The sequence below is a fragment of the Acinetobacter sp. RF15B genome (genome assembly GCF_007558235.1).
GTDB lineage: Bacteria > Pseudomonadota > Gammaproteobacteria > Pseudomonadales > Moraxellaceae > Acinetobacter > Acinetobacter lwoffii_C.
Window position 1 is genome coordinate 276,477 of the sequence record NZ_VLSR01000001.1, and the last position, 19,707, is coordinate 296,183.

Genomic DNA, 19,707 nt, shown 5'->3' on the forward strand with positions numbered 1-19,707 from the left:
TCAACTAAATGTAAAAAATGAGTATTTCTTAGCCTTACTTTTGAAAGATCAAAAGTAACAAAAATCTTTTGTTAGGCTGATGATATGTCCCTATATCACAGCCTAACGGCGACATCCATGTCGCCTGACCAATAAAATTGATTTCATCTTTATTTCAGAAAAAATTACTTCTTCAACTTACCCAACAATCCTTTCGGCAGTTTATCCGTTGCAAAACCATACAGCGCAGCAAAAGGCAATGCCGTGCGTGGCAGGTAAGCCACTCGCCATAAACCGCCATGATTGGCGCCGTGCATCATTAATTCTAAAGGATGATCAAGTTTTACTTCTGGATTGGCAACAGAGTCAGGATTGCGCAGGTCATGAATCCAGAGTGCGGCCATAATGGCATTGGTGGTTTCGGGGGCAAAAGCTTCTACATCGAACAGGCTGGCACCATTAAAAGCAGCTTTGAGCAACGGGTTTTTGGTCACCGAATAGGTTGTGGTGGAGGGGGCAATATTGATACTGACACGTTGACCCTGGGTACGTGCCAAGGTGGCACGCCATTGCTGGATGCGTTTTGCTAAAGCATAGTTCGGACCTTGCTCTACCACCAGACAGTCCGCAATGCCATAGGCCTGACCCTGAGCCGATTGAATCAGGTCTGTATTGTTCTTTTTAAAGAAATACTGGCCGGACAGGCTAGAAATACCTTTAGCAATCAAACCTTCGGCCTTGGAGCGCTGCTGGTATTTAAGCTGGGCCGCCTGAATCACATCTTGCGGTACAGCATACACATCCGTTGGGGTACACATATACATCAGACTGGTCTTGGTTTTTTGTTCACTGACGTATTTCATGATGGCATCCATTGCCATAGATACACGCACATGTTTTTCACCATCCAGATAGGCAATCGCAGCCAAATCCAGATCCTGCTCAAATTGCGCCAGCCATTGGGCAATTTCAGGAATCTGGGTTAATAAATTGGCACCGAGCTTTTCTTTCAGGATATGGTCTGCTGTATCGGTATTTAAAGCTTCACTTGAGGGTGCATACAGTGTGGCATTACCTTGACGGACAGTCTCAATAATCTTGCCCCAGACCCGAGTATTGGGCAGGTCGATGGCCACAATATTGGCTTTCCATCTGGACAGCCAGGTCAGTGGCCCGGCTTCAGAGGCAGCACCAAACAACACGGTGGTACGGTCCGAAAGATCAAACCATTCCGGATGAGCCACACAGGCACGCAGAGCCTGGGCATGGCTGGCTTCGACAATGCCTTGATCTTGCCAGGTTTGGATCTGCTCAAGTAAGGCGGGTCCATGCAACTTTTTGCCTTGATAAGGCACATACCATTCTGGTGCTGCCGCTGACTGACCCATGATTTTGAAGGTATGCAGCGGAGCGACGGCCAACGTCATGACCCGACTCAAAGCATACTTTTGACCATCACGGTAAAACTCAAAACTTTCATGCGCCTGTTTTAGCCCATGTTCTGCAATGCTAATAGCTGCTTCAGCATTTTTTAAACCATTTTCAACCAGACGTTTAAAATGAACAGGATACTGTTTGCGCCAGTTTTTTTCAGATTGTACTGCAGCTGCATGTTGCGGATTGACAGCAGAAAGTGCATGAGCCAGTAATTCACGTCCGACTTTGGAGGTACTTGGTTTTTGTTGTTGGGTATGGCGTGGAAATTGTAGACCGTCTAAAGATGTGGACATGCAAAATATCTCGTGGCTTAACATAATTAATATACAGATGTATACATTATCGCTGTGAACTTGCTGCTGAGGTTGGCAATAACTGCCATCCTATATGTCAAAATTATTACCAGATGTTTCAATTGAGGCCAGGTTAATAGACTCGGGCAAGTCAAGTAGTGACGTCGATCAGCTGAATCATTTTATTTAAATAGGTGAAGTGCTGAGCGCGGTGAAAGAGTGATCGCAATGAGTTATTTCGGAGTTGGGTTGTATAAAACGCTGCCTGAGGGAAGCAGACTTTTTAGCCATTTAGGTATTTGATTATCTATTTTGCCACCCGGGGATAGAAGTGTAGCGACTATCCTCAAGTTCAGGACCATGCTAGAAAGGCAGCTGCGACAGTTTATTCAGGAAGTGTGGAATGAGTCGAGGTTCGATCAGAATGGTAATAATCACTCCATAAGCTGCACCCCAAAGGTGGGCACTGTGGTTAATATTAGAGTTACCGCGCTTGCCGGACCAGATGCTGTAGGCCACGTATAGGACTGCAAAAATAATGGCGGGCACTGGGATAAAAAACACAAAGATCAATTTCCAAGGTTCAAATAGAATATAGGCAAACAGAACCGCAGACACTGCACCCGAAGCGCCTAAACTTGCCCAGCGTGGATTATTTTTATGGTGCAGGTAGCTGGGAACAATCGCAGCAATTAAACCGCCCAGATAGAATAGTACAAAGCCAAGGTCATAGAGATACTGGCGATAAAAACTTTCAATAATACTGCCAAAGAAAAACAGGGTAATCATATTGAACAGCAGGTGAGTGCCGTCTGCATGAATAAAACCATGTGAAATGAAACGGTCATATTCACCGCGTTGAATGGCAGGTGGCCAGAAGATCAGGCGGTTCATGACACGCTCTTTGGAAAAAGCAATAAAAGAAATAATGCAGGTAATCAGAATGAGGGTAACAGTATGATTAAAAGGTAAATGCAGCATAACAGGTCGTTCTCATTCTGAATAATAATGCTCAATCTTGCCATTAATCTGGTATTTAGAGAGCACTTTTATAATAATTCCGACAATTTTAGTTGAAATTTTATCTTTACCCCGCATCTTCAGTTAAAATAGTAACTTCAGCTTGAGGAAATGATTGTTATGTCGACTGAGAACAGCAGCACTGCAGTGGTTGAAGATATTCCGAATTTATTGATTACACCGTCTGCCCAAGAGTATTTAAAGGATTTGTTGGAAAAACAGAATACGCCAGGTATTGGTGTGCGCGTTTTTGTTGAAAATCCGGGTACACCGCGTGCTGAATGTTGTATGGCATATAGCGCCCCGGATGAAGTTGTTCCCACAGATTACAAGCAAGAATATCCAGATTTTCCTGCATTTATTGATTCGCCTTCAATTCCGTACCTGTTAGATGCGGTCATTGACTACAACAAAGACCGTTTTGGCGGCCAGTTGACCTTCCGTGCACCGAATTCAAAAGTGCCGCGCGTAGGCCCTGATGCTTCAATCGAAGAGCGTATTACTTACGTACTTCAGTCTGAAATTAACCCGGGTCTTGCAGGCCATGGCGGGAACTGTGCATTGGTCGAAGTGGTTGAAGATCCTGAGCATGGTTTAACTGCTGTACTTAAATTCGGTGGTGGTTGCCAAGGCTGTTCAGCTATTGATGTCACCCTCAAACAAGGGGTTGAAACCACCTTGAAACAGCATGTTCCTGAACTGATGCAGGTGGTTGACCAGACTGACCATAGTCAGGCAGAAGGCGCTTATTTCAAATAATATTTGAGTGAAAAAGCGAAAAAAATCCCTCGGTTAGCCGAGGGATTTTTTTATGCAATGACATGAATTCTATTGGCAGGTTTTGGGCAATTGAATAAAAACTGCAAGCGGCTTTTCTATCTAGACATTCAAGATTTTTAAGGTTTCTTCGCGATAATAAAACTGTTCAAGATATTTACGGGCGCGTGTGCTCAGATGCTGCTGGGAAACCATCTGCTGGATAAGCGGAACGAGCAGTTCATTCAACTCATGCTGGATCAGGGCTTCATCAATATTCAGGTCACGCAATAACTGGTCAAAAGTATGGGTCTGATTACGGATGTACCAGGTATATACTCCATCATGAATCTGTTGCTGCATATATTCGGTTTGTCGTAAATGATCCCAGATTTCATGGGCTAGACCGACGGTATGGGGTAGATCCTGGGTTTCAATATAGTTTTTCAGTACCGACAGCGGCATTTCTTTAACCTTATGCCAGAGATTGGCCTGAAAATGGTACAGCTTTTCATCATCAAAATGCTGGTTCAGTACATGTTCACTCATCTGGCTGAGTTTTAGAATATTTTTTTGCAGATAACGGGCAACAGTATCATCTAAGCTGCTATCCGTAACGTTTTCCAGAACAGATTTGCCCATTTTCATGAAACGGGAAACCCCGGGAACACTTTTGGCAATTACGGAGTTATCCAGATAGTCCTGAATTGAGTGCTGAATCAACTGCGTAATCATGGCTGAAAATGCCGGATTATTGACCACGGTTTTGATCAGGCGCTGACGGTGTCCGCTTTTGCTGGACACATATTGCGCGATCTTATCAACAGTTAATACCGGAATAACATCAGCAATTTTAGTCTGGTCATTGGCTGGATGCACCAGTGCAAAACGAATATGTTCAGCAATCTGCTCGACCAGAAAAGTTGTGGCTGCTGTAGCTAAAATCTGTTTTTGCAGTAACTGGCTAATCAGTTCACAGCTCCACAACTCTTTTAAGGGGTGTTTACGGAACCAGAGATAGAACTCATGAAACTCGGTCTGAATGGTATCAGCCTGAGCAAATGTCTGCTCCAGAAAATCAAGCTGGGCATCGATCAATTGCTCAATCATGGGATGTTTCTGCATGGTATCTCTGAACTTAGTTTAAAGGGATGAGTTTATCAGCTAGAGGGTTTTTTAGGGTCTGTGTCTTGGCCAGAAAAGGCAAATAGCTCTGGGCAACCTGTTTTTCTGCTTCCAAAATCGGCATATGACCAACATTATTTAAAATGACCGGCGTTTCGGCACGTTTAAGCAAAGAATAAAGCTCTTTAACCACTTCAACATTAATAATCCGGTCCTGCTTACCCCACAAGATAAGCGTTGGAGCTTCAACTGTCCGGGTGAGGCGTGCAAAGCTTTCCGGAGTATAAATCCGGTTGAGCATGACGACCTGATCAATGGATTTACTGGTCTGCTCAGAACGTGAAATCAGCAGTTTTTCCTGGGCATATTTTAATTGATAGGGCACCACAGGCGGATTTTGCATCAGCTGTTTGGATATACCTTCCAGATCTCCAGGTTTGGTGACAATCAGATCCTTTAAGGCATGTGGGTCTTTGGTGTAAGGGGTATTGCCCAGTTTATAGATCCCGGCACTATTGACTAAAAAAAGGCTTTGGGTATCAAATGGATATTGTGCAGCATAGACGGTTGCTATAGAGCCGCCGAGAGAGTGTCCGGCCACATGCAGATCCTGCTCAATGCCTAAGGTTTCAGCAAACAGGCGCAGTTGGGAGGTGACATTTGGTACTGAAACATCAAAGTTGGCAGGAACCTTGGTCTCGCCATTACTGGGCAGGTCAGGAATAATCACATGATAATAGGGGGTAAGAAACTGTGCGACACGATTCCAGTTATCCCGGGTTCCGGCCAGTCCGTGAATAAGTAATATAGAAGGTTTATGTTTGGCCCCGCCTTCACTATAACTCCAGCTAATATCACCAATTTTAAGTGTTTTAGACTGAAGGCCTGCCTGATGGCGTTCCTGGATCAAATATTGCTGTAAGAGCTGTGTTGATTTTTCAGCCTTGGTTCCGGTAAATAAATTTTGTGCATAACTGAGTCCAGATAAAGTCAGACTCAGGCTGAGTAAAGCCAAACAAAACATATTTGAGCGCAACTTTATTATTTTCGTCATTGCTACTTTCCTCAAATTAAATGATCGGGCAAATCGCCCCCCCAAAAATACTTCCATGTTCTAAATTTAAAAAGTATGGATGAATCTATCCTTATCTTTGGTTTATTTTAAAGGATTATTGGCTATTGTTCATCTATGAATTTTTTGTTTAAGACAATAAATATGAGGTGAAATGTGACCAGATTTGCATAAATGGCCAGCCAGAGCTGAAACAATTCAATTGCAAAAAAATTAAACAGCTAATTTTTTTTGCAAGTGACTTTCAAAAAATCTAGCAGTAAGATATTCCAACTCAATACAGTGGTGGTAAAAAATGCTCACAGCTCAGGAAGCGCTAGAACGTCTTAAACAGGGTAATCAACGTTTTGTTACGGGCGATACCTCTCACCCAAGGCAATTGAGCCATCAACAGCGAGCAGAAATGGCAGAGGATCAAAACCCTTTTGCGATTGTCTTGGGGTGTTCGGATTCACGTGTCCCTGCGGAAATGGTATTTGATCAAGGCCTGGGGGATCTGTTTGTCATTCGTGTGGCAGGCAATGTCGTAGCACCCTCACAGGTTGGGAGCGTAGAGTTTGCCGCGGAGCGTTATGATTGTGCGGTGGTGGTGGTATTAGGTCATAATCATTGTGGCGCTATTCAGGCCACGATTGATACCTTGACCTGCCCAGATTGTCCACCATCCAATAATCTGATGTCGATTGTAAACCGGGTACGTCCATCCGTTGAAACACTGCTGCAAACTGAACTGAAAGATGATCTGGCTAAACTATCCAAGCATGCAGTACGATCCAATGTCTTTGCCTCAGTGAACCAGTTGCGTCATGGCTCGGCCGTGATTGAAGGTCTGATTGCCAAAGGCAAGTTAAAAGTGGTGGGAGCAGAATACTCACTGGAAACCGGAGAAGTTGTTTTTTTTGATTTCTAAGAGTTAAAGATCAGTTTTTAAGTCTTCCGAACTCTCCTTTAAAAAAGGAGAGTTTTTTTGTTGAACTAACTTTAATTTTCAAGAGTTTTTTTCTCGTCAGGAAGGCGGGAAAATACTTTTAAACATGCATTTTACAACGCACTTTGAATATAGGGATAAGCATTGTTCAAGAGAATCGTTTGTGCTTTGGCATTCGGATGAATCTGATCCTGCTGCATCAGACTTTTATGGCCGGCCACACCCTGCATAAAGAAAGGCAATAATTTGACCTTATATTGCTGGCTTACCACTTTATAATTATTTTCAAATGCCTTGCCATACGCTTGACCATAATTCGGTGGCATTTTCATGCCAAATACAATCACTTTGGCCTGGGCTTTTTGGCTTTGCTGCACCAGATTGGCCAGATTTTTCTGGATCATTTGCGGTGGCTGCCCGCGCAAGCCATCATTACCACCCAGTTCAATCACGACAATATCCGGACGATGAGTCTGTAACAGTTTAGGCAGTCTTGCCACTGCACCACTGGTGGTTTCGCCACTCATACTTGAATTGACCACTTTGTGCTGTTTCGGATAGTGTTGGTCTAAGCGTTTTTGCAATAAACTTACCCAACCTTGCTGTGGTTGAATACCATAACCTGCACTTAGACTGTCACCCACAATCATAATGGTCTTTGCCGACACGCCGAAAGGAATCAGGCATATACTCCACAGGATCAGGCAAGGCAATACACGGGTTTTCTGAACTCGATCTTTCATATAGGACACGTATGATTCAAAGCAGTTACGATTCGACCATCATGCCACAAGCAATTATTTCTGCCCAGAAGCTGACACAAAAGATACAGCTTTCACAAAAACAGCTGACGATTTTTGAGGATCTTTCACTAGACATACAGGCTGGGGAACAGGTGGCGATTACTGGTCGTTCGGGTTCGGGGAAGTCGACTTTACTGGGAGTTTTAGCGACTTTGGATCAGGCCAGTTCTGGTCAGCTGATGGTATGTGGCGAACAGGTGTCGAATTTAAGTGAAGAGCAACGTGCTGTAGTCCGCTTAAAAAATATCGGTTTTGTATTTCAGTCCTTTCAGTTGCTGCCACATTTGACAGCTTTAGAGAATGTCATGTTACCGTTGCGTTTGCAGCCGGGTTTTAAATATAGCGAGGCAGAGCAGAAGGCACTGCTGCTGCTGAAAAAAGTTGGTCTGGACCGGCAGGCCCAGCAAACGCCAAAAGTCTTATCGGGGGGAGAGCAGCAACGGGTAGCAATTGCCCGGGCATTGGTCAGTGCACCTAAAATCATTTTTGCAGATGAACCTACAGGCAACCTGGATGGTGAAACGGCGCATGAGATCGAGCAATTACTGTTTCAGCTCAACCGTGAACTGGGCACCACGCTGGTTCTGGTGACCCATGATCCAAAACTGGCCCAACAATGTCAGCGGCATTTTGAGCTGCTGGATGGTCAGCTCGTTGAACATGCCAGCGGAGGATGATATGCAGCCGCTATTTCGTCCCTTACTCACACAAAGTTTTAAAAGCACGGGTATTTATCTGCTGATTATTGCCCTGACCTTGGCCATTAGTGCCACGACTGCGCTGAAGTTCAGTAATGAACAGATTCAAAATGCGGTCGCTTTGCAGGCCGCGGAGATGCTGGCAGCTGATCTGGTGCTGTCAGATAATGAACCTTTGGCAGAAGAATGGCGTGATCAGGCCAGACAGCTGGATTTACAGCAGTCTGAGGTAACCTTCTTTAATACCATGGCTTTTACCGATGAACAGTTTGTCATGGTCAATGTCAAGGCGGTTGATCAGGCCTTTCCGCTGCGTGGTCAATTGCAAACCCAACCTGCAAAAACAACCATTCAACCCGGTGAAATCTGGCTCAGTCCCCGAGCGATGGATCTGCTCAATGTAAGGTTGGGAGATGAGCTGAATATTGCTGATGCAAAATTTAAGTTCACCGCTCAAATTGCAAAAGACTCCAATCAGGAGCTTGGTTTTTCCGGGTTTTCGCCTACCGTCATCATCTCTCAGGCAGATGTTGCACGAACTCAGGCCATTCAGGTGGGCAGCCGGATTGACTACCGTTTGCTACTGGCTGGTAATCCTGAACAGACGCAAGAATATGAAGCTTGGTTCAAACAGCAGATAAAATCTAAAAAAGAGAAAATGGATGCACCAGTCGCCGAAGTAGACGGGCAGGAGTTTGAGGAGCAGGGTAGTCTTAAATTGCGTAATGCCAGCGAGGGCAATACCCGTTTAATGCGTCCGATTGCCAATCTGGATACCTTTTTGCAATTGGCCAATATCCTGACCATTTTATTATGCGGAATTGCGATTGCTTTAACGGCACAACGTTATGTACAGCAGAATCAGGATCATATCGCGCTGATGCGCTGTATAGGCGCGACCAAGCAGCAGATTCTGGCCGCTTATCTGGCCTTGCTTGGAGTCGTGCTACTGGTTGCCATGCTGATCGGGACGCTCATTGGGATCAGTCTGGGATATGGCTTATTACACTTCATGCTGCAACTGATTCCCAACCTGCAACTTGAGTTTTCTGTGATGAAGATGTTGCTGGGTCCTTTACCCGTTGCCATGCTGACCAGTGCGATTGTCTTGCTGTGTTTTGTGATGCCGAGCCTGTTTCAGCTGTTAAATACGCCACCTATTCGGGTAATTCGCCAGCAGGAAAAGTCGGTCCAGTCCATGCTATGGATGTTACTGTGCGGGACCTTGGGCCTGATTGTTTTTAGCGTGATTCTGACTGAAAATATTGTGCTCACCGCCTGGGTGATTGGGGCAATTATCCTGTTGTGTGCTGTGCTGTATTTTACGGTCTGGAGCACGTTAAAACTGCTACGGAACCTGAAATTCAACCTGTCGGCTTATGTCCGTACGCCGTATCAGACTGCTTTGCAGATTACCGCACTGGCTCTCGGATTGAGTCTGATCAGTGTACTCACCGTACTGCGTACCGATCTGCTGGAACGCTGGCAGCAACAGTTGCCTGAAGGTACACCGAACCAGTTTGTGTATGGTTTGCCACCTTATGAGATGCCTGAGCTGAAAGCCCAGCTAGAACAGAATGGCTGGAACAGCACGCCACTTTATCCGAATATTCGCGGGCGCCTGGTGGCAAAAAATGACCAGCCTTTTAACGCTGAACTGATTAAGCAAAGCAATACTTTAAGACGCGAACTGAATCTGACCCAGTCAGACCGTTATCCTCAGGATAATGTCATTGTTCAGGGCGAAGCGGTATTAAAACAGCCGGGCGAAGTGTCGGTCGAAGCGCAGACTGCCAAGAAACTGGGCATCAAGCTCGGCGACAAACTAAGCTTTAGTCTGCCTGAAGGTAGGCTGGAAGCGAAAGTGGTGAATCTGAGAACCGTGGAGTGGGAAAGCTTTAGTCCGAACTTCTTCTTTATTTTTGCACCCCAGAGCATGGATGCCAATGCCGGCAGTTATCTGGGCAGCTTTTATGTGCCTGAAACAGACAAAGATCAACTGGTTTCTATTATCCAGCGTTTTTCCAACACGGTTTTTATTGATGTCAGTCTGATTCTGGAAGAAATCAAACGCATAGTAAATGTTCTGGTGCAGATCATTACTATTCTGGCGATGCTGGTCAGTGTGTCCGGCTTTCTGGTATTGATGGCCTGTCTGAATCTGCTCATGGATGAGCGCAAACGAGAAGTGGCTTTAATGCGTTCTTTTGGCAGTTCCAAGCGCAAACTAAAAAACCTGATGAGTCTGGAAGTTGGCTTTATCGGCCTGTTTGCTGGCGTGGTGGCATGTTTGTTTGCCGAAGTCATCAGTGCCATTGCCAGTTATAAAATGGATCTCCTGATTCAGCCACACTGGGAAATCTGGCTGATTTTACCGGTCTTGATGACACTGCTTTGTGCGCTGGTGGGGCGTTATCGACTCAGCTATCTGTCCGATATTCCCCCCTTGCAAAGCCTGCGCGAGATGAATCACTAAGATTCATCTTCTTTGTGGCTTTAAATGTGCAGCTGCTGTTGCATCATGTGGAGAATGTCCTGCCAGAAAGGACGGATTGGCTCCAGCAAGGCCAGATTATATTGATAGAGCAGGTCACACGCGACCACGCCCATAATCAGGGCAATGAGTTGCATCAGTTTGCCCCATTGCAGTCGTTGTAGCAGATACCAGAGCAGGGTCAGGCAGGCCCCCATGATCATGCCGCCGATATGGGCAGCATTATTAATCCCGCTGATCATAAATCCCATGGCGAGGTTTAGGCCCATAACCATGATCAGGGTTTTCTTGTCCAGAATAAAGCGCTGTTGAGGCAGTATTGGCAATATGGACAAGACCGTCAGGGCTGCACCCAGCCCCATGACAGCGCCAGAAGCGCCAGCACTCACGCTGGGTAAAAGCTCGGGATTGGCCACGCCACCTTCAATTAAGGTATAAGTATCCTGAATGTTCATGTAACCGCTAAATAGGCTGCCCATCAGGCCGGCACACAGATAAAGCCCAATAAAGTAAAAACGGCCAAACAGCTGTTCAGCCACGCTACCAAAAATATACAGTGCCCACATATTCAGCATGAGATGAATCAGGCCAAAATGGAAAAACATGCTGCTAAACAAGCGTATGGGTTCCGCCAGATAAGTTAAGGGAGCATAATCCGCTCCCCAGGAAATGGCATCTCTGGAACTAGGCTGGCTAATATCCATGCCACTTAGCACCTGCCAGCCAAATAAGCCGACATTGATACCAATCAGGAGCGCAGTTATCCACCAGAGTTGTACTTCCGGTTTACGATAGGAGGTGGGTGGAGAGTATTTAGACATGCTATTTTTTTTGCGATGAGTGTATATTTCGCATAAGCTTAACACGAAAAATCAAATATTCAGGAGTAACGCACTGACATGAAAGCCTTTCTGATCCGCACGATTTTAATCATCGTCAGTGTGATTTTACTTATACAGTTGTGGATTTTTGCAAGTTTGGTCTGGTGGCGAACCAATCCGGTGAATACCACCATGATGATGCGGATTGATTACTGGACTGAGCCTTCCAAGCCCATTCAGCACCAATGGCGGCCTTATGACGAAATTAGCCTGAACCTGAAGCGTGCCATCGTTACGGTAGAAGACGGGAAATTTATTCATCATCATGGCTTTGACTGGGATGGTATCCAGACCGCATTAAACCGTAACAAGAATGAAGGCCGCGTGGTGGCAGGGGGGTCAACCATTTCCCAGCAATTGGCAAAAAATCTTTTTTTGGTAAATAAACGTTCCTTTGTACGCAAAGGTCAGGAAGCGATCGCTACCTGGATGATGGAACGCATGTGGTCCAAGGAACGCATTCTGGAAGTCTATTTAAACTCAATCGAGTTTGGTGACAATATTTATGGGGTTGAAGCCGCGGCCAAACATTATTTTGGTAAAACGTCACAAAGCCTTAGCCGTGATCAGGCGGTTTTTCTGGCAGCGATTCTGACCAATCCAAAATATTTTCAGGACCATCGCCATTCATCGGCCCTGAAAGCACGCAAACGTATGATTCAACGCTATATGAATTATGCCGAATTACCTTAGGCCTGTAATTTGAAATAAAGCCTAATTTTTTTGGGCGTTTTTATCAAAGTGACATCAAATTGAAGCATACTAAAGCAGATAAGCAAAACTTTAAAATAGCGTAGGTTTCATATGAATACGGCAGCCACAACCACTTCGGCACCGACTGAATATACATATAATGATCGTTACATCAATCGTGAATTGTCTATTCTGGACTTCCATTTACGTGTACTGGAACAGGCTGTCGATCCTTTACACCCCTTGCTCGAACGCATGAATTTCCTGCTGATTTTTTCGCGCAATCTGGATGAGTTTTTTGAAATTCGCGTTGCCGGAGTTATGGAGCAGCTTGATCTGGGCAATGAAAGTCGCAGCCCGGATGGTTTGACGCCCAAGCAGGTACTGGACCAGATTTCCAAGACGGCACATGCTGCAATTGAACGTCAATACCGTATTTTAAATGAAGAAATCTTACCAAAATTACGAGAAGAAGATATTTGTTTTCTGCGCCGTGGCGAGTTAACCCCGGCCCAATCAGCCTGGGTCAAAAAGTATTTTCAGGAGCAGGTTGCGCCTGTCCTGACCCCCATCAGTCTAGACCCGGCACATCCATTTCCGCGTCTGGTAAACAAGTCACTGAACTTTATTGTTACGCTGGAAGGCAAAGATGCCTTTGGCCGTCAAATTGATCTGGCTGTGGTGCCTGCGCCACGTTCATTGCCGCGTGTCGTGCGCTTGCCAGATGAGCTGACAGATGGCAAGGAGCACCATGTCATGCTTTCCGCCATTATTCATGAGCATGTGTCCGATCTGTTCCCCGGTATGACCGCGACGGGATGTTATCAATTTCGCGTGACCCGTAACGCCGATCTGGCTTTAAATGAAGATGTGGAAGATTTGGCCAAAGCGCTGAAAGGCGAACTCAGCTCTCGCCGTTTTGGCCGTGCCGTGCGTCTGGAAGTGACAGAAAATTGTCCGCAGCATATTTATCATTATTTGCTCAACGAATTTGATCTGGAAGAAGAGCAGCTGTATAAAGTGGCAGGGCCGGTCAATCTGGCGCGTCTGCTATCGAATTTTAAACGTCCCCATTTACGTTATGATTCACATACTCCGATCATTCCCAAAGCACTGAGAAAATATGAAAATATTTTCAGTGCCATGCAAAAGCAGGATATCTTGCTGCATCATCCCTTTGAGTCTTTTGCCCCTGTCATTTCTTTGTTGCGTGAGGCAGCGCGTGATCCGAAAGTACTAGCCATCAAACAGACATTGTATCGTAGTGGTCCCGACTCTGAAATTGTTCAGGTGCTGGCAGAGGCTGCACGAAATGGCAAAGAAGTAACTGCGGTGATTGAGCTGCGTGCTCGCTTTGATGAAGAATCCAATATTGCTGTGGCCAATGTTTTACAGGAAGCCGGGGCCGTCGTGGTTTATGGCATTGTTGGCTATAAAACCCATGCCAAAATGATTCTGGTGGTGCGCCGTGAAAATAACAAACTGGTCCGTTATGTACATCTGGGAACTGGCAACTATCATGCGGGTAATGCACGGATTTATACCGATTACGGTTTATTAACAACAGATAAAGAACTCTGTGAAGATGTACACCGCATTTTTCAGGAACTGACCGGTATGGGGAAAATGGCCAAGCTGAAAAAGCTGCTGCATGCACCATTCACCTTGCATGCCCAGTTAGTTAACTATATTGATAATGAAATTGCCCATGCCAAGGCAGGCAAGCCAGCGCAGATTATTGTCAAAGTCAATGCGCTTACCGAGATGCAGTTAATCAATAAGCTTTACGAAGCATCTCAGGCAGGGGTACAGATTGACCTGATTATCCGTTCAATTTGCAGCCTGCGTCCTGGCTTGGCAGGCCTGTCGGAAAATATTCGGGTACGTTCGATTGTAGGCCGCTTCCTGGAGCATACGCGGGTTTATTATTTTGCTAATAATGGCAATGCACAAATTTATTGTTCAAGTGCCGACTGGATGGATCGTAACCTGTTTAACCGGGTAGAAGCCTGCTTTCCCGTTGAAGATGAAGCCTTAAAAAAACGGATTTATCAGCAAGGTTTACTGAACTATCTGAAAGATAACCAGCAAGCCTGGCTGTTACAAGGCGATGGCACCTGGATTCGCGCCCAGCCAGCCGAAGGAGAAAAGCTGCATAATGCCCAGCGTGAACTGCTGGAAATTTTTAAATAAAGCAGCGGATAAAAAGAGACTGTAAATACAGTCTCTTTTGTTTTTTATCAGAGATTCTGGTTTATTAAATCTTGTTGCAATAAAAAAGGAGCGATGTAAGCTCCTTTTTATGTACAGGTAATGAATCTTGTTTTAGTCCACCGGGTGTTGGGTAATCTTTTGCAAAATTTGTAACAGCATGTCGAACTCGCTTTGTAGCGGTGTGCTTTTGCGAGTCACTAAGGCCAAGGTCCGGCTAGGCGCCGCCTGAATGGCTTTGACTTGTAACTCAGGATTGGCCTTGATCATACTGCTATATAGCGCGATTTCAGGCAGCAAGGTAAAACCAAGATTCGCAGAAACCATTTCGATTAGTGTCGGTAGAGAACTGGCTTTTAAACGATGATCATTTTTACGTTCGCCGATCGGACAGGCACTGAGTGCATGATCACGTAAACAGTGACCTTCTTCAAGCAGCATCAGACGTGACAGATCCAGATTTTCTAGCTTATCTGCCTGAGCCGAAGCTTGATCAGACTTATGGTGCACCAGATACAGATTTTCTTTATTAATCTCGGCTACTTTCAGGCCGCGTGTATCAAAAGGCAGTGCCAGTACCACCATATCCAGATTGCCGTGTTCCAGTTTCTCTACAATCTTCTCACTTTGTGCTTCATGCAGATGCAACTGGATTTTTGGCAACTGTTTATGAACTTCATCCAGTAATTGCGACAGAATAAACGGTGCAATAGTTGGAATGACACCGAGATGCAAATCGCCGGTAAGGGGTTCACTCATCTCACGACTTAAACGCATCAAGTCTTGGGCATCAGCCAATAGAACACGAGCACGTGCAACCACTTGCTCACCAAGAGGAGTTAAACGTACATTCTGACGGTCGCGCTCAACAAGTACGCCACCCAGTAAACGCTCGAGTTCCATAATGCCACCAGACAGGGTTGACTGGGTCACAAATGAACGGCGAGCAGCTTCTGTAAAATGCAGCGTCTCTGACAGTGTTACAAGGTATGACAGCTGTCTTAGGGATGGTAATGCAGCCATAGTGTCCTAATATTTATGATTTAAAATGATCAGCAAATAATTCGCTAAGATGTGGAATAAAATGAGGAGGGATATCATGCCCCATTCCTTCAATTAATTCAAATTTAGCCCCTGGAATTGCTTTGGCAACAGCCTTGCCATGACTAGGAGGTAGCAATCGATCACGAGCCCCATGAACCACCAGGGTATCCTGCTTGATTTGCTTGTCCAGTTGCAGCAATGAACCTGTACATAATATTGCTAAAAACTGTTGAAGTACACCCGCCGGATGGTAACTCCGTTTATATAACTTGCGGGCTGTCTGAATCGCTTCCACGTGATTGACATAACCCGGCGAACCGATCAGCTTAAACAGTTTCAGGCTATGATCTACGATGCCATCTTCATCTGTTGAGGCCGGTTTGTCAATTAAACTAAAGAGCTGCTTTGGAAAAGGAGGAGGCAATAGTGGCTGGTTATTGCTGGTAAACAGCAGGCCGAGTTTCTTGACCTGCTCCGGGTGGCGGGCTGCCAGAATCTGTGCAATCATGCCGCCCATGGAAGCGCCCAGCACATAGACCTGCCCAAGCTCCAGTTTATCGATCAGCAAGCTAACATCTTCAGTCATGTCATACAGGTTATAGGGTGCTCCCTGATTGCCCAGACCGAGCATAAAACGGCTCATCATTTTAAAGGTATTCAGGCGCGGGCCTTTATGATGGATCTTGGATGACAGACCAATATCGCGGTTGTCAAAACGAACGATATAATAGCCTTGATCAATCAGCGATTTACAGAAAAAATCAGGCCAGTACAGCATCTGTGCACCGAGTCCCATAATCAGCAAAATAGGGGGGTGATCCGGTTCTCCGCCTACTTCTACATGTAATTCAATACCATTACCAAGATCAACCTTGGTTTCACGCATAAAAGATGTATAAGGGGAGTGGTTAAACTGCAGCGCACTATGCATGATAAGCTTCCTAATTAAAGGACATTTCGTTTAAAAAACGTCCTTCATATATTAAACATCTAAAGAGTTGCTGGAATCAAGTCAGGAACAAGTTTGCTCAAGGTCAGGCGTTGCTTGGCTGCTGTCGCCCCTAATAATACGAAACCACGCAATACACCTTCTACATCTATTGCTTTGGCAATCATGCCATCTTCCAGCTCTTCCGTTTCCCAAGTCACATTGACTTCAGCAGGTGCAGCTAATACGGTCAATGGTGCTGCTGGTGTTTTTACTGCAACCGGCATGGCTGGATAATGCACTGCGGTATGCTCGCCATTTAAGGTTTTGGCCAGAGCACGTGCCTGTTGCATGATGGGCATGACATAAGGCAGCAGGATGCCGTTTACTTCAGCACAGTCTCCGACAGCATAAATATCCGGCTGATTGGTTTCTAGCAGGGCATTGGTTAGAATCCCGCGACTGCTATGAATATCAGCTTTTTTCGCGACAGAAATATTTGGCTGCAAGCCTACCGCAGACAGAACCACATCGGCGACCAGTGATTGACCATTCGCCAGCGTGACCAGATAATCTGCATTGTCCATTTTGGAGACTTTCTCAACTGTGGTGCCCAGCACAAAGTGTATACCTGTTTCTTCAAGATGCTGCTGGAACACTTCAGCCACATGCGCAGGTAAAAGGCGGCCCAGTGGTCGAGGTGCAAGGTCAATAACAGTCACCTGATGTTCGGTATGTTGCAGGTCATTGGCAAATTCGCAGCCAATTAGACCAGCACCTAGAATTACCACACGTTTGTCTTCATGATTAGCCAGATTTTGGCGGAATGCTTTGTAGTCGTTCAGGTTGTTAACCACATGAATTTCGTCGCTGGCATCGCCGGCAATTGCCAAACGTACTGGATTAGCCCCCACCGCCAGAACCAGTTTTGAGTAAGGTTGCAGACTTTCCTGTCCATCTTTTTCTAAGTGTAGCTGATGCTGTTCTGGGTCAATCGCTTTTACCCAGGTATGTTGCCGGATTTGCATATTGAGTTGTACCGACATTTTTTCAGCATCCCCTAAAGGAATCTGCTCAGGTGCCTTGTTCCCTGCCAGTGCATTTGAAAGAGTCGGTTTTGCATAATTAATCGCATCATCAGCACAAATCATAACAAGTTCATGGTCTGGATTAAGCTTGCGAAATTCACGTGCGACGGCATAACCGGCCATTCCGGAACCAATGATGACGATAGGATGCATAATATTCTCCAGACTTTTTAAAATTAAATTTATAAATTTTTTAAAGGACATAAAAAAAGACCATTCAGCATGGTCTTTAAGAGGACATGATCAGACTTCAATCATTTCGAAATCAGCTTTTGATACGCCACAATCTGGGCAAGTCCAGTCATCTGGAATATTTTCCCATTTGGTACCGGCCACGATTCCATCCTGAGGCCACCCCAGTGCTTCGTCGTAAATCCATCCACATACGATGCATTGATATTTTTTCATGTAACTCTCCAAAACTGACCAACTGTAGGAGTCAGCTAAAAACTATAACGTGCACGACTCTAAAATAATATGACTTTAATAGTGAACATATTGGGCTAAATTTTTACGCAGTTCCGTTCAGAAAGTAAAGCGAATAAGAGTTTAAACAGTGAAATTAAGATCGGAATGGCAACTCAGGCCAAATTTTATCGATGAAAGGACTAAATCTGTATTTCAAGCATACGGCCAGAGCAGCACGATTCAGCCCGAAATCAAAACCCACCAAAGTATTCAGGAGACTGTATATTTCTTGAAATATTCTGGCTTGATGGGTTTTTAATCAATTTGCACGATTTTAGAAAATATTTTTAAAAAATAAATTACATTATTAATATCAAAATCTTATAATCATATGTTGTCTTATATTTAGGCGTTTGTCCTTGTTTGTTTTGACCCTTTAGTCTAATATACAACTATTCATTTTCATGTTTAAGAATCTCCCATGAGCAATTTGTCTACTTCATTGTGGTCTAACATTCGTACTGTTCAGGATTTCCCAAAACCGGGGATCTGTTTCTTTGACCTGACACCTTTATTCACCAGCGATATTAGCCAACTCACTGATGCGTTGATCGAGAGCATTCCGGCCGACAAACTGGCAGCAGTAGATAGCTTTCTAGCCGTAGAAGCGCGTGGCTTTGTACTGGCCAGCTTATTGGCACAGCGTACAGGAAAGGGCTTATTGTTAGTGCGTAAAGCTGGCAAGCTACCGCCTCCAGTGATTGGAGTGGGGTATAGCCTGGAGTATGGGGTGGACCGTCTGGAAATGTCTGCTGAAATTGAGCCACAAAAAATCATTATTGTAGATGATGTTCTGGCGACTGGCGGTACATTAAAGGCAGTGAATGAACTGGCTAAAAAATGTCAGCATGAAGTACTGGGTGCCAGTGTTTTCCTCGATTTGCCTGATTCGCATGCAAACCTGGGCTTAGAAATCTGGTCAGTACTGGATGATAAATCGCAGCCTAAGGTTGCGGTGGCTTAAGTTAAATAGATCTGGATTCCCAGATAAAAGCTCCTCAGTCAAACCGTCCAGTTTTGGGAAGGCAGATGAACGAGGAGCTTTTTTATTGTCTGATAAAGTGCTTTTCGACTTCCTGAATCAGTTGATTGAGCTGTTCGGGGTGTGCTAGACGATGATGACCCCCTTCAATTGCCTGAATTTGCATATAGTCTTCCAGGCAGATCTGTACAGCATGCATATCCAGGATCTCATCGCCCAGTTCAAGATAGGCAAACTGTGGAATATCATGCTGTAAATCCTGATCAGAAATGATCGGATAATCATCACGGAAATTCGGTTGCAGACTCGGATTTGCTACGATACAGGGAAGTTGATGGGCCTGTGACATTTTGAGTGCCCAATATCCTCCCAGGCTGTGGCCAACCAGAATATCGGGCTTAATCATTTTAATAGTGTCATGATAAAAATCGGCCACGGAGCTATAGCTCAGATTGCGGTAATCCACATCAATACAGTATTTTTGTGTTGTATTAATTGCGTGAAATTTCGAAGATTTTTTACAAGAGTCCAAGCCATGCAAAAATAAGATTTTAGACATATTTTTTACTCATTCTTATCCGACATGCCAAAGTCATTAGTTCGTGATTGAAAGATGAGTTTCAATCTGGGTACTAGCTTAAAAGCTGGCAGCATAAAAAACAGTTAGCTATTGGTCTAATTTCAGGAAAGACAGCCGCCGCAATCGAGGTTGCTATTGAATATATGAAGCTTGGCTTAAATACAAGAAGAAATCGTTTTCAAAAATGAACGAGAGCCGGACTAAAAAGCGGTAAAGAGAAAAAAATA

18 protein-coding genes are annotated in these 19,707 nt (G+C 44.9%); 7 read left to right on the forward strand and 11 right to left on the reverse strand.

The features are described from left to right. Positions 1-164: 164 nt before the first annotated feature. A complete protein-coding gene (locus E2K74_RS01275; RefSeq protein ID WP_151205938.1) occupies positions 165-1,709 on the reverse strand; it encodes a hypothetical protein in 1,545 nt (514 codons plus the stop codon). Between the two features lie 363 nt (positions 1,710-2,072). Then, the gene (locus tag E2K74_RS01280; protein WP_151205939.1) at positions 2,073-2,690 is read right to left on the reverse strand and encodes a rhomboid family intramembrane serine protease; all 618 of its coding nucleotides are present in this window, start codon (positions 2,688-2,690) and stop codon (positions 2,073-2,075) included. A 159-nt stretch (positions 2,691-2,849) separates the two neighbouring features. On the opposite strand from E2K74_RS01280, the gene nfuA reads away from it, so the two are divergent. Then, a complete protein-coding gene (gene nfuA / locus E2K74_RS01285) occupies positions 2,850-3,488 on the forward strand; it encodes a Fe-S biogenesis protein NfuA (protein WP_151204875.1) in 639 nt (212 codons plus the stop codon). A gap of 120 nt (positions 3,489-3,608) precedes the next feature. On the opposite strand, the gene E2K74_RS01290 is transcribed toward nfuA, so the two are convergent. Both E2K74_RS01290 and E2K74_RS01295 read right to left on the reverse strand, forming a co-directional pair. Then, positions 3,609-4,610, reverse strand: a complete 1,002-nt coding sequence (locus tag E2K74_RS01290; RefSeq protein ID WP_151205940.1) for a hypothetical protein — start codon at positions 4,608-4,610, stop codon at positions 3,609-3,611. Positions 4,611-4,623: 13 nt separating this feature from the next. Beyond that, entirely contained in the window at positions 4,624-5,664 is a 1,041-nt protein-coding gene (locus E2K74_RS01295; protein WP_151205941.1) for an alpha/beta fold hydrolase, read from the reverse strand. Positions 5,665-5,977: 313 nt separating this feature from the next. Between E2K74_RS01295 and E2K74_RS01300 the strand changes: the two genes are divergently transcribed. Further along, positions 5,978-6,592 carry a carbonic anhydrase gene (locus E2K74_RS01300; RefSeq protein WP_151204872.1) on the forward strand — a complete coding sequence of 205 codons (615 nt, stop codon included), beginning with the start codon at positions 5,978-5,980 and terminating at the stop codon, positions 6,590-6,592. A 131-nt stretch (positions 6,593-6,723) separates the two neighbouring features. On the opposite strand, the gene E2K74_RS01305 is transcribed toward E2K74_RS01300, so the two are convergent. Then, positions 6,724-7,353 carry an arylesterase gene (locus E2K74_RS01305; protein ID WP_151205942.1) on the reverse strand — a complete coding sequence of 210 codons (630 nt, stop codon included), beginning with the start codon at positions 7,351-7,353 and terminating at the stop codon, positions 6,724-6,726. An 11-nt stretch (positions 7,354-7,364) separates the two neighbouring features. On the opposite strand from E2K74_RS01305, the gene E2K74_RS01310 reads away from it, so the two are divergent. Together E2K74_RS01310 and E2K74_RS01315 are read left to right on the forward strand one after the other, a co-directional pair. Next, positions 7,365-8,090, forward strand: coding sequence for an ABC transporter ATP-binding protein (locus E2K74_RS01310; protein ID WP_151205943.1), 726 nt, complete (start codon positions 7,365-7,367; stop codon positions 8,088-8,090). A gap of 1 nt (position 8,091) precedes the next feature. Then, positions 8,092-10,587 carry an ABC transporter permease gene (locus tag E2K74_RS01315; protein WP_151205944.1) on the forward strand — a complete coding sequence of 832 codons (2,496 nt, stop codon included), beginning with the start codon at positions 8,092-8,094 and terminating at the stop codon, positions 10,585-10,587. Positions 10,588-10,607: 20 nt separating this feature from the next. Here E2K74_RS01315 and E2K74_RS01320 read toward each other — a convergent pair whose 3' ends face one another. Further along, positions 10,608-11,426: a rhomboid family intramembrane serine protease gene (locus tag E2K74_RS01320; protein ID WP_151205945.1), complete on the reverse strand. Its 819-nt coding sequence runs from the start codon at positions 11,424-11,426 to the stop codon at positions 10,608-10,610. 78 nt (positions 11,427-11,504) lie between these two features. Here E2K74_RS01320 and mtgA point away from each other — a divergent pair, with 78 nt between their 5' ends. After that, complete coding sequence (gene mtgA, locus E2K74_RS01325; RefSeq protein WP_151205946.1) at positions 11,505-12,179, forward strand: monofunctional biosynthetic peptidoglycan transglycosylase; 675 nt, start codon at positions 11,505-11,507, stop codon at positions 12,177-12,179. Positions 12,180-12,290: 111 nt separating this feature from the next. Further along, positions 12,291-14,372 (forward strand): polyphosphate kinase 1, encoded by a 2,082-nt coding sequence (ppk1, locus tag E2K74_RS01330; protein WP_151204866.1) that lies wholly within the window; start codon positions 12,291-12,293, stop codon positions 14,370-14,372. A gap of 132 nt (positions 14,373-14,504) precedes the next feature. Here the strand turns inward: ppk1 and oxyR are convergent, their stop codons facing one another. The 4 genes from oxyR to rubA all read right to left on the reverse strand — a co-directional run bounded on the left by oxyR (position 14,505) and on the right by rubA (position 17,858). Then, on the reverse strand, positions 14,505-15,413 hold the full coding sequence (gene oxyR / locus E2K74_RS01335; protein ID WP_151205947.1) for a LysR family transcriptional regulator OxyR: 909 nt from the start codon (positions 15,411-15,413) through the stop codon (positions 14,505-14,507). 13 nt (positions 15,414-15,426) lie between these two features. Then, on the reverse strand, positions 15,427-16,365 hold the full coding sequence (gene estB / locus E2K74_RS01340; RefSeq protein WP_151205948.1) for an esterase EstB: 939 nt from the start codon (positions 16,363-16,365) through the stop codon (positions 15,427-15,429). 59 nt (positions 16,366-16,424) lie between these two features. Next, positions 16,425-17,603 carry a rubredoxin reductase RubB gene (gene rubB, locus E2K74_RS01345; protein ID WP_151205949.1) on the reverse strand — a complete coding sequence of 393 codons (1,179 nt, stop codon included), beginning with the start codon at positions 17,601-17,603 and terminating at the stop codon, positions 16,425-16,427. Between the two features lie 90 nt (positions 17,604-17,693). Continuing rightward, positions 17,694-17,858 (reverse strand): rubredoxin RubA, encoded by a 165-nt coding sequence (gene rubA / locus E2K74_RS01350; RefSeq protein WP_151205950.1) that lies wholly within the window; start codon positions 17,856-17,858, stop codon positions 17,694-17,696. 481 nt (positions 17,859-18,339) lie between these two features. Between rubA and E2K74_RS01355 the strand changes: the two genes are divergently transcribed. Then, positions 18,340-18,882, forward strand: a complete 543-nt coding sequence (locus E2K74_RS01355) for an adenine phosphoribosyltransferase (protein WP_151205951.1) — start codon at positions 18,340-18,342, stop codon at positions 18,880-18,882. 82 nt (positions 18,883-18,964) lie between these two features. Here E2K74_RS01355 and E2K74_RS01360 read toward each other — a convergent pair whose 3' ends face one another. Next, on the reverse strand, positions 18,965-19,459 hold the full coding sequence (locus E2K74_RS01360) for a YqiA/YcfP family alpha/beta fold hydrolase (protein WP_151205952.1): 495 nt from the start codon (positions 19,457-19,459) through the stop codon (positions 18,965-18,967). Positions 19,460-19,707: the final 248 nt, after the last annotated feature.

What these genes read in the sequence shown, in the direction of transcription:
- E2K74_RS01275 (WP_151205938.1), bottom strand. Translation starts at nt 1,709, where the DNA reads ATGTCCACATCTTTAGACGGTCTACAATTTCCACGCCATACCCAACAA.
- E2K74_RS01280 (WP_151205939.1), bottom strand. Translation starts at nt 2,690, where the DNA reads ATGCTGCATTTACCTTTTAATCATACTGTTACCCTCATTCTGATTACC.
- nfuA (WP_151204875.1), top strand. Translation starts at nt 2,850, where the DNA reads ATGTCGACTGAGAACAGCAGCACTGCAGTGGTTGAAGATATTCCGAAT.
- E2K74_RS01290 (WP_151205940.1), bottom strand. Translation starts at nt 4,610, where the DNA reads ATGCAGAAACATCCCATGATTGAGCAATTGATCGATGCCCAGCTTGAT.
- E2K74_RS01295 (WP_151205941.1), bottom strand. Translation starts at nt 5,664, where the DNA reads ATGACGAAAATAATAAAGTTGCGCTCAAATATGTTTTGTTTGGCTTTA.
- E2K74_RS01300 (WP_151204872.1), top strand. Translation starts at nt 5,978, where the DNA reads ATGCTCACAGCTCAGGAAGCGCTAGAACGTCTTAAACAGGGTAATCAA.
- E2K74_RS01305 (WP_151205942.1), bottom strand. Translation starts at nt 7,353, where the DNA reads ATGAAAGATCGAGTTCAGAAAACCCGTGTATTGCCTTGCCTGATCCTG.
- E2K74_RS01310 (WP_151205943.1), top strand. Translation starts at nt 7,365, where the DNA reads ATGATTCAAAGCAGTTACGATTCGACCATCATGCCACAAGCAATTATT.
- E2K74_RS01315 (WP_151205944.1), top strand. Translation starts at nt 8,092, where the DNA reads ATGCAGCCGCTATTTCGTCCCTTACTCACACAAAGTTTTAAAAGCACG.
- E2K74_RS01320 (WP_151205945.1), bottom strand. Translation starts at nt 11,426, where the DNA reads ATGTCTAAATACTCTCCACCCACCTCCTATCGTAAACCGGAAGTACAA.
- mtgA (WP_151205946.1), top strand. Translation starts at nt 11,505, where the DNA reads ATGAAAGCCTTTCTGATCCGCACGATTTTAATCATCGTCAGTGTGATT.
- ppk1 (WP_151204866.1), top strand. Translation starts at nt 12,291, where the DNA reads ATGAATACGGCAGCCACAACCACTTCGGCACCGACTGAATATACATAT.
- oxyR (WP_151205947.1), bottom strand. Translation starts at nt 15,413, where the DNA reads ATGGCTGCATTACCATCCCTAAGACAGCTGTCATACCTTGTAACACTG.
- estB (WP_151205948.1), bottom strand. Translation starts at nt 16,365, where the DNA reads ATGCATAGTGCGCTGCAGTTTAACCACTCCCCTTATACATCTTTTATG.
- rubB (WP_151205949.1), bottom strand. Translation starts at nt 17,603, where the DNA reads ATGCATCCTATCGTCATCATTGGTTCCGGAATGGCCGGTTATGCCGTC.
- rubA (WP_151205950.1), bottom strand. Translation starts at nt 17,858, where the DNA reads ATGAAAAAATATCAATGCATCGTATGTGGATGGATTTACGACGAAGCA.
- E2K74_RS01355 (WP_151205951.1), top strand. Translation starts at nt 18,340, where the DNA reads ATGAGCAATTTGTCTACTTCATTGTGGTCTAACATTCGTACTGTTCAG.
- E2K74_RS01360 (WP_151205952.1), bottom strand. Translation starts at nt 19,459, where the DNA reads ATGTCTAAAATCTTATTTTTGCATGGCTTGGACTCTTGTAAAAAATCT.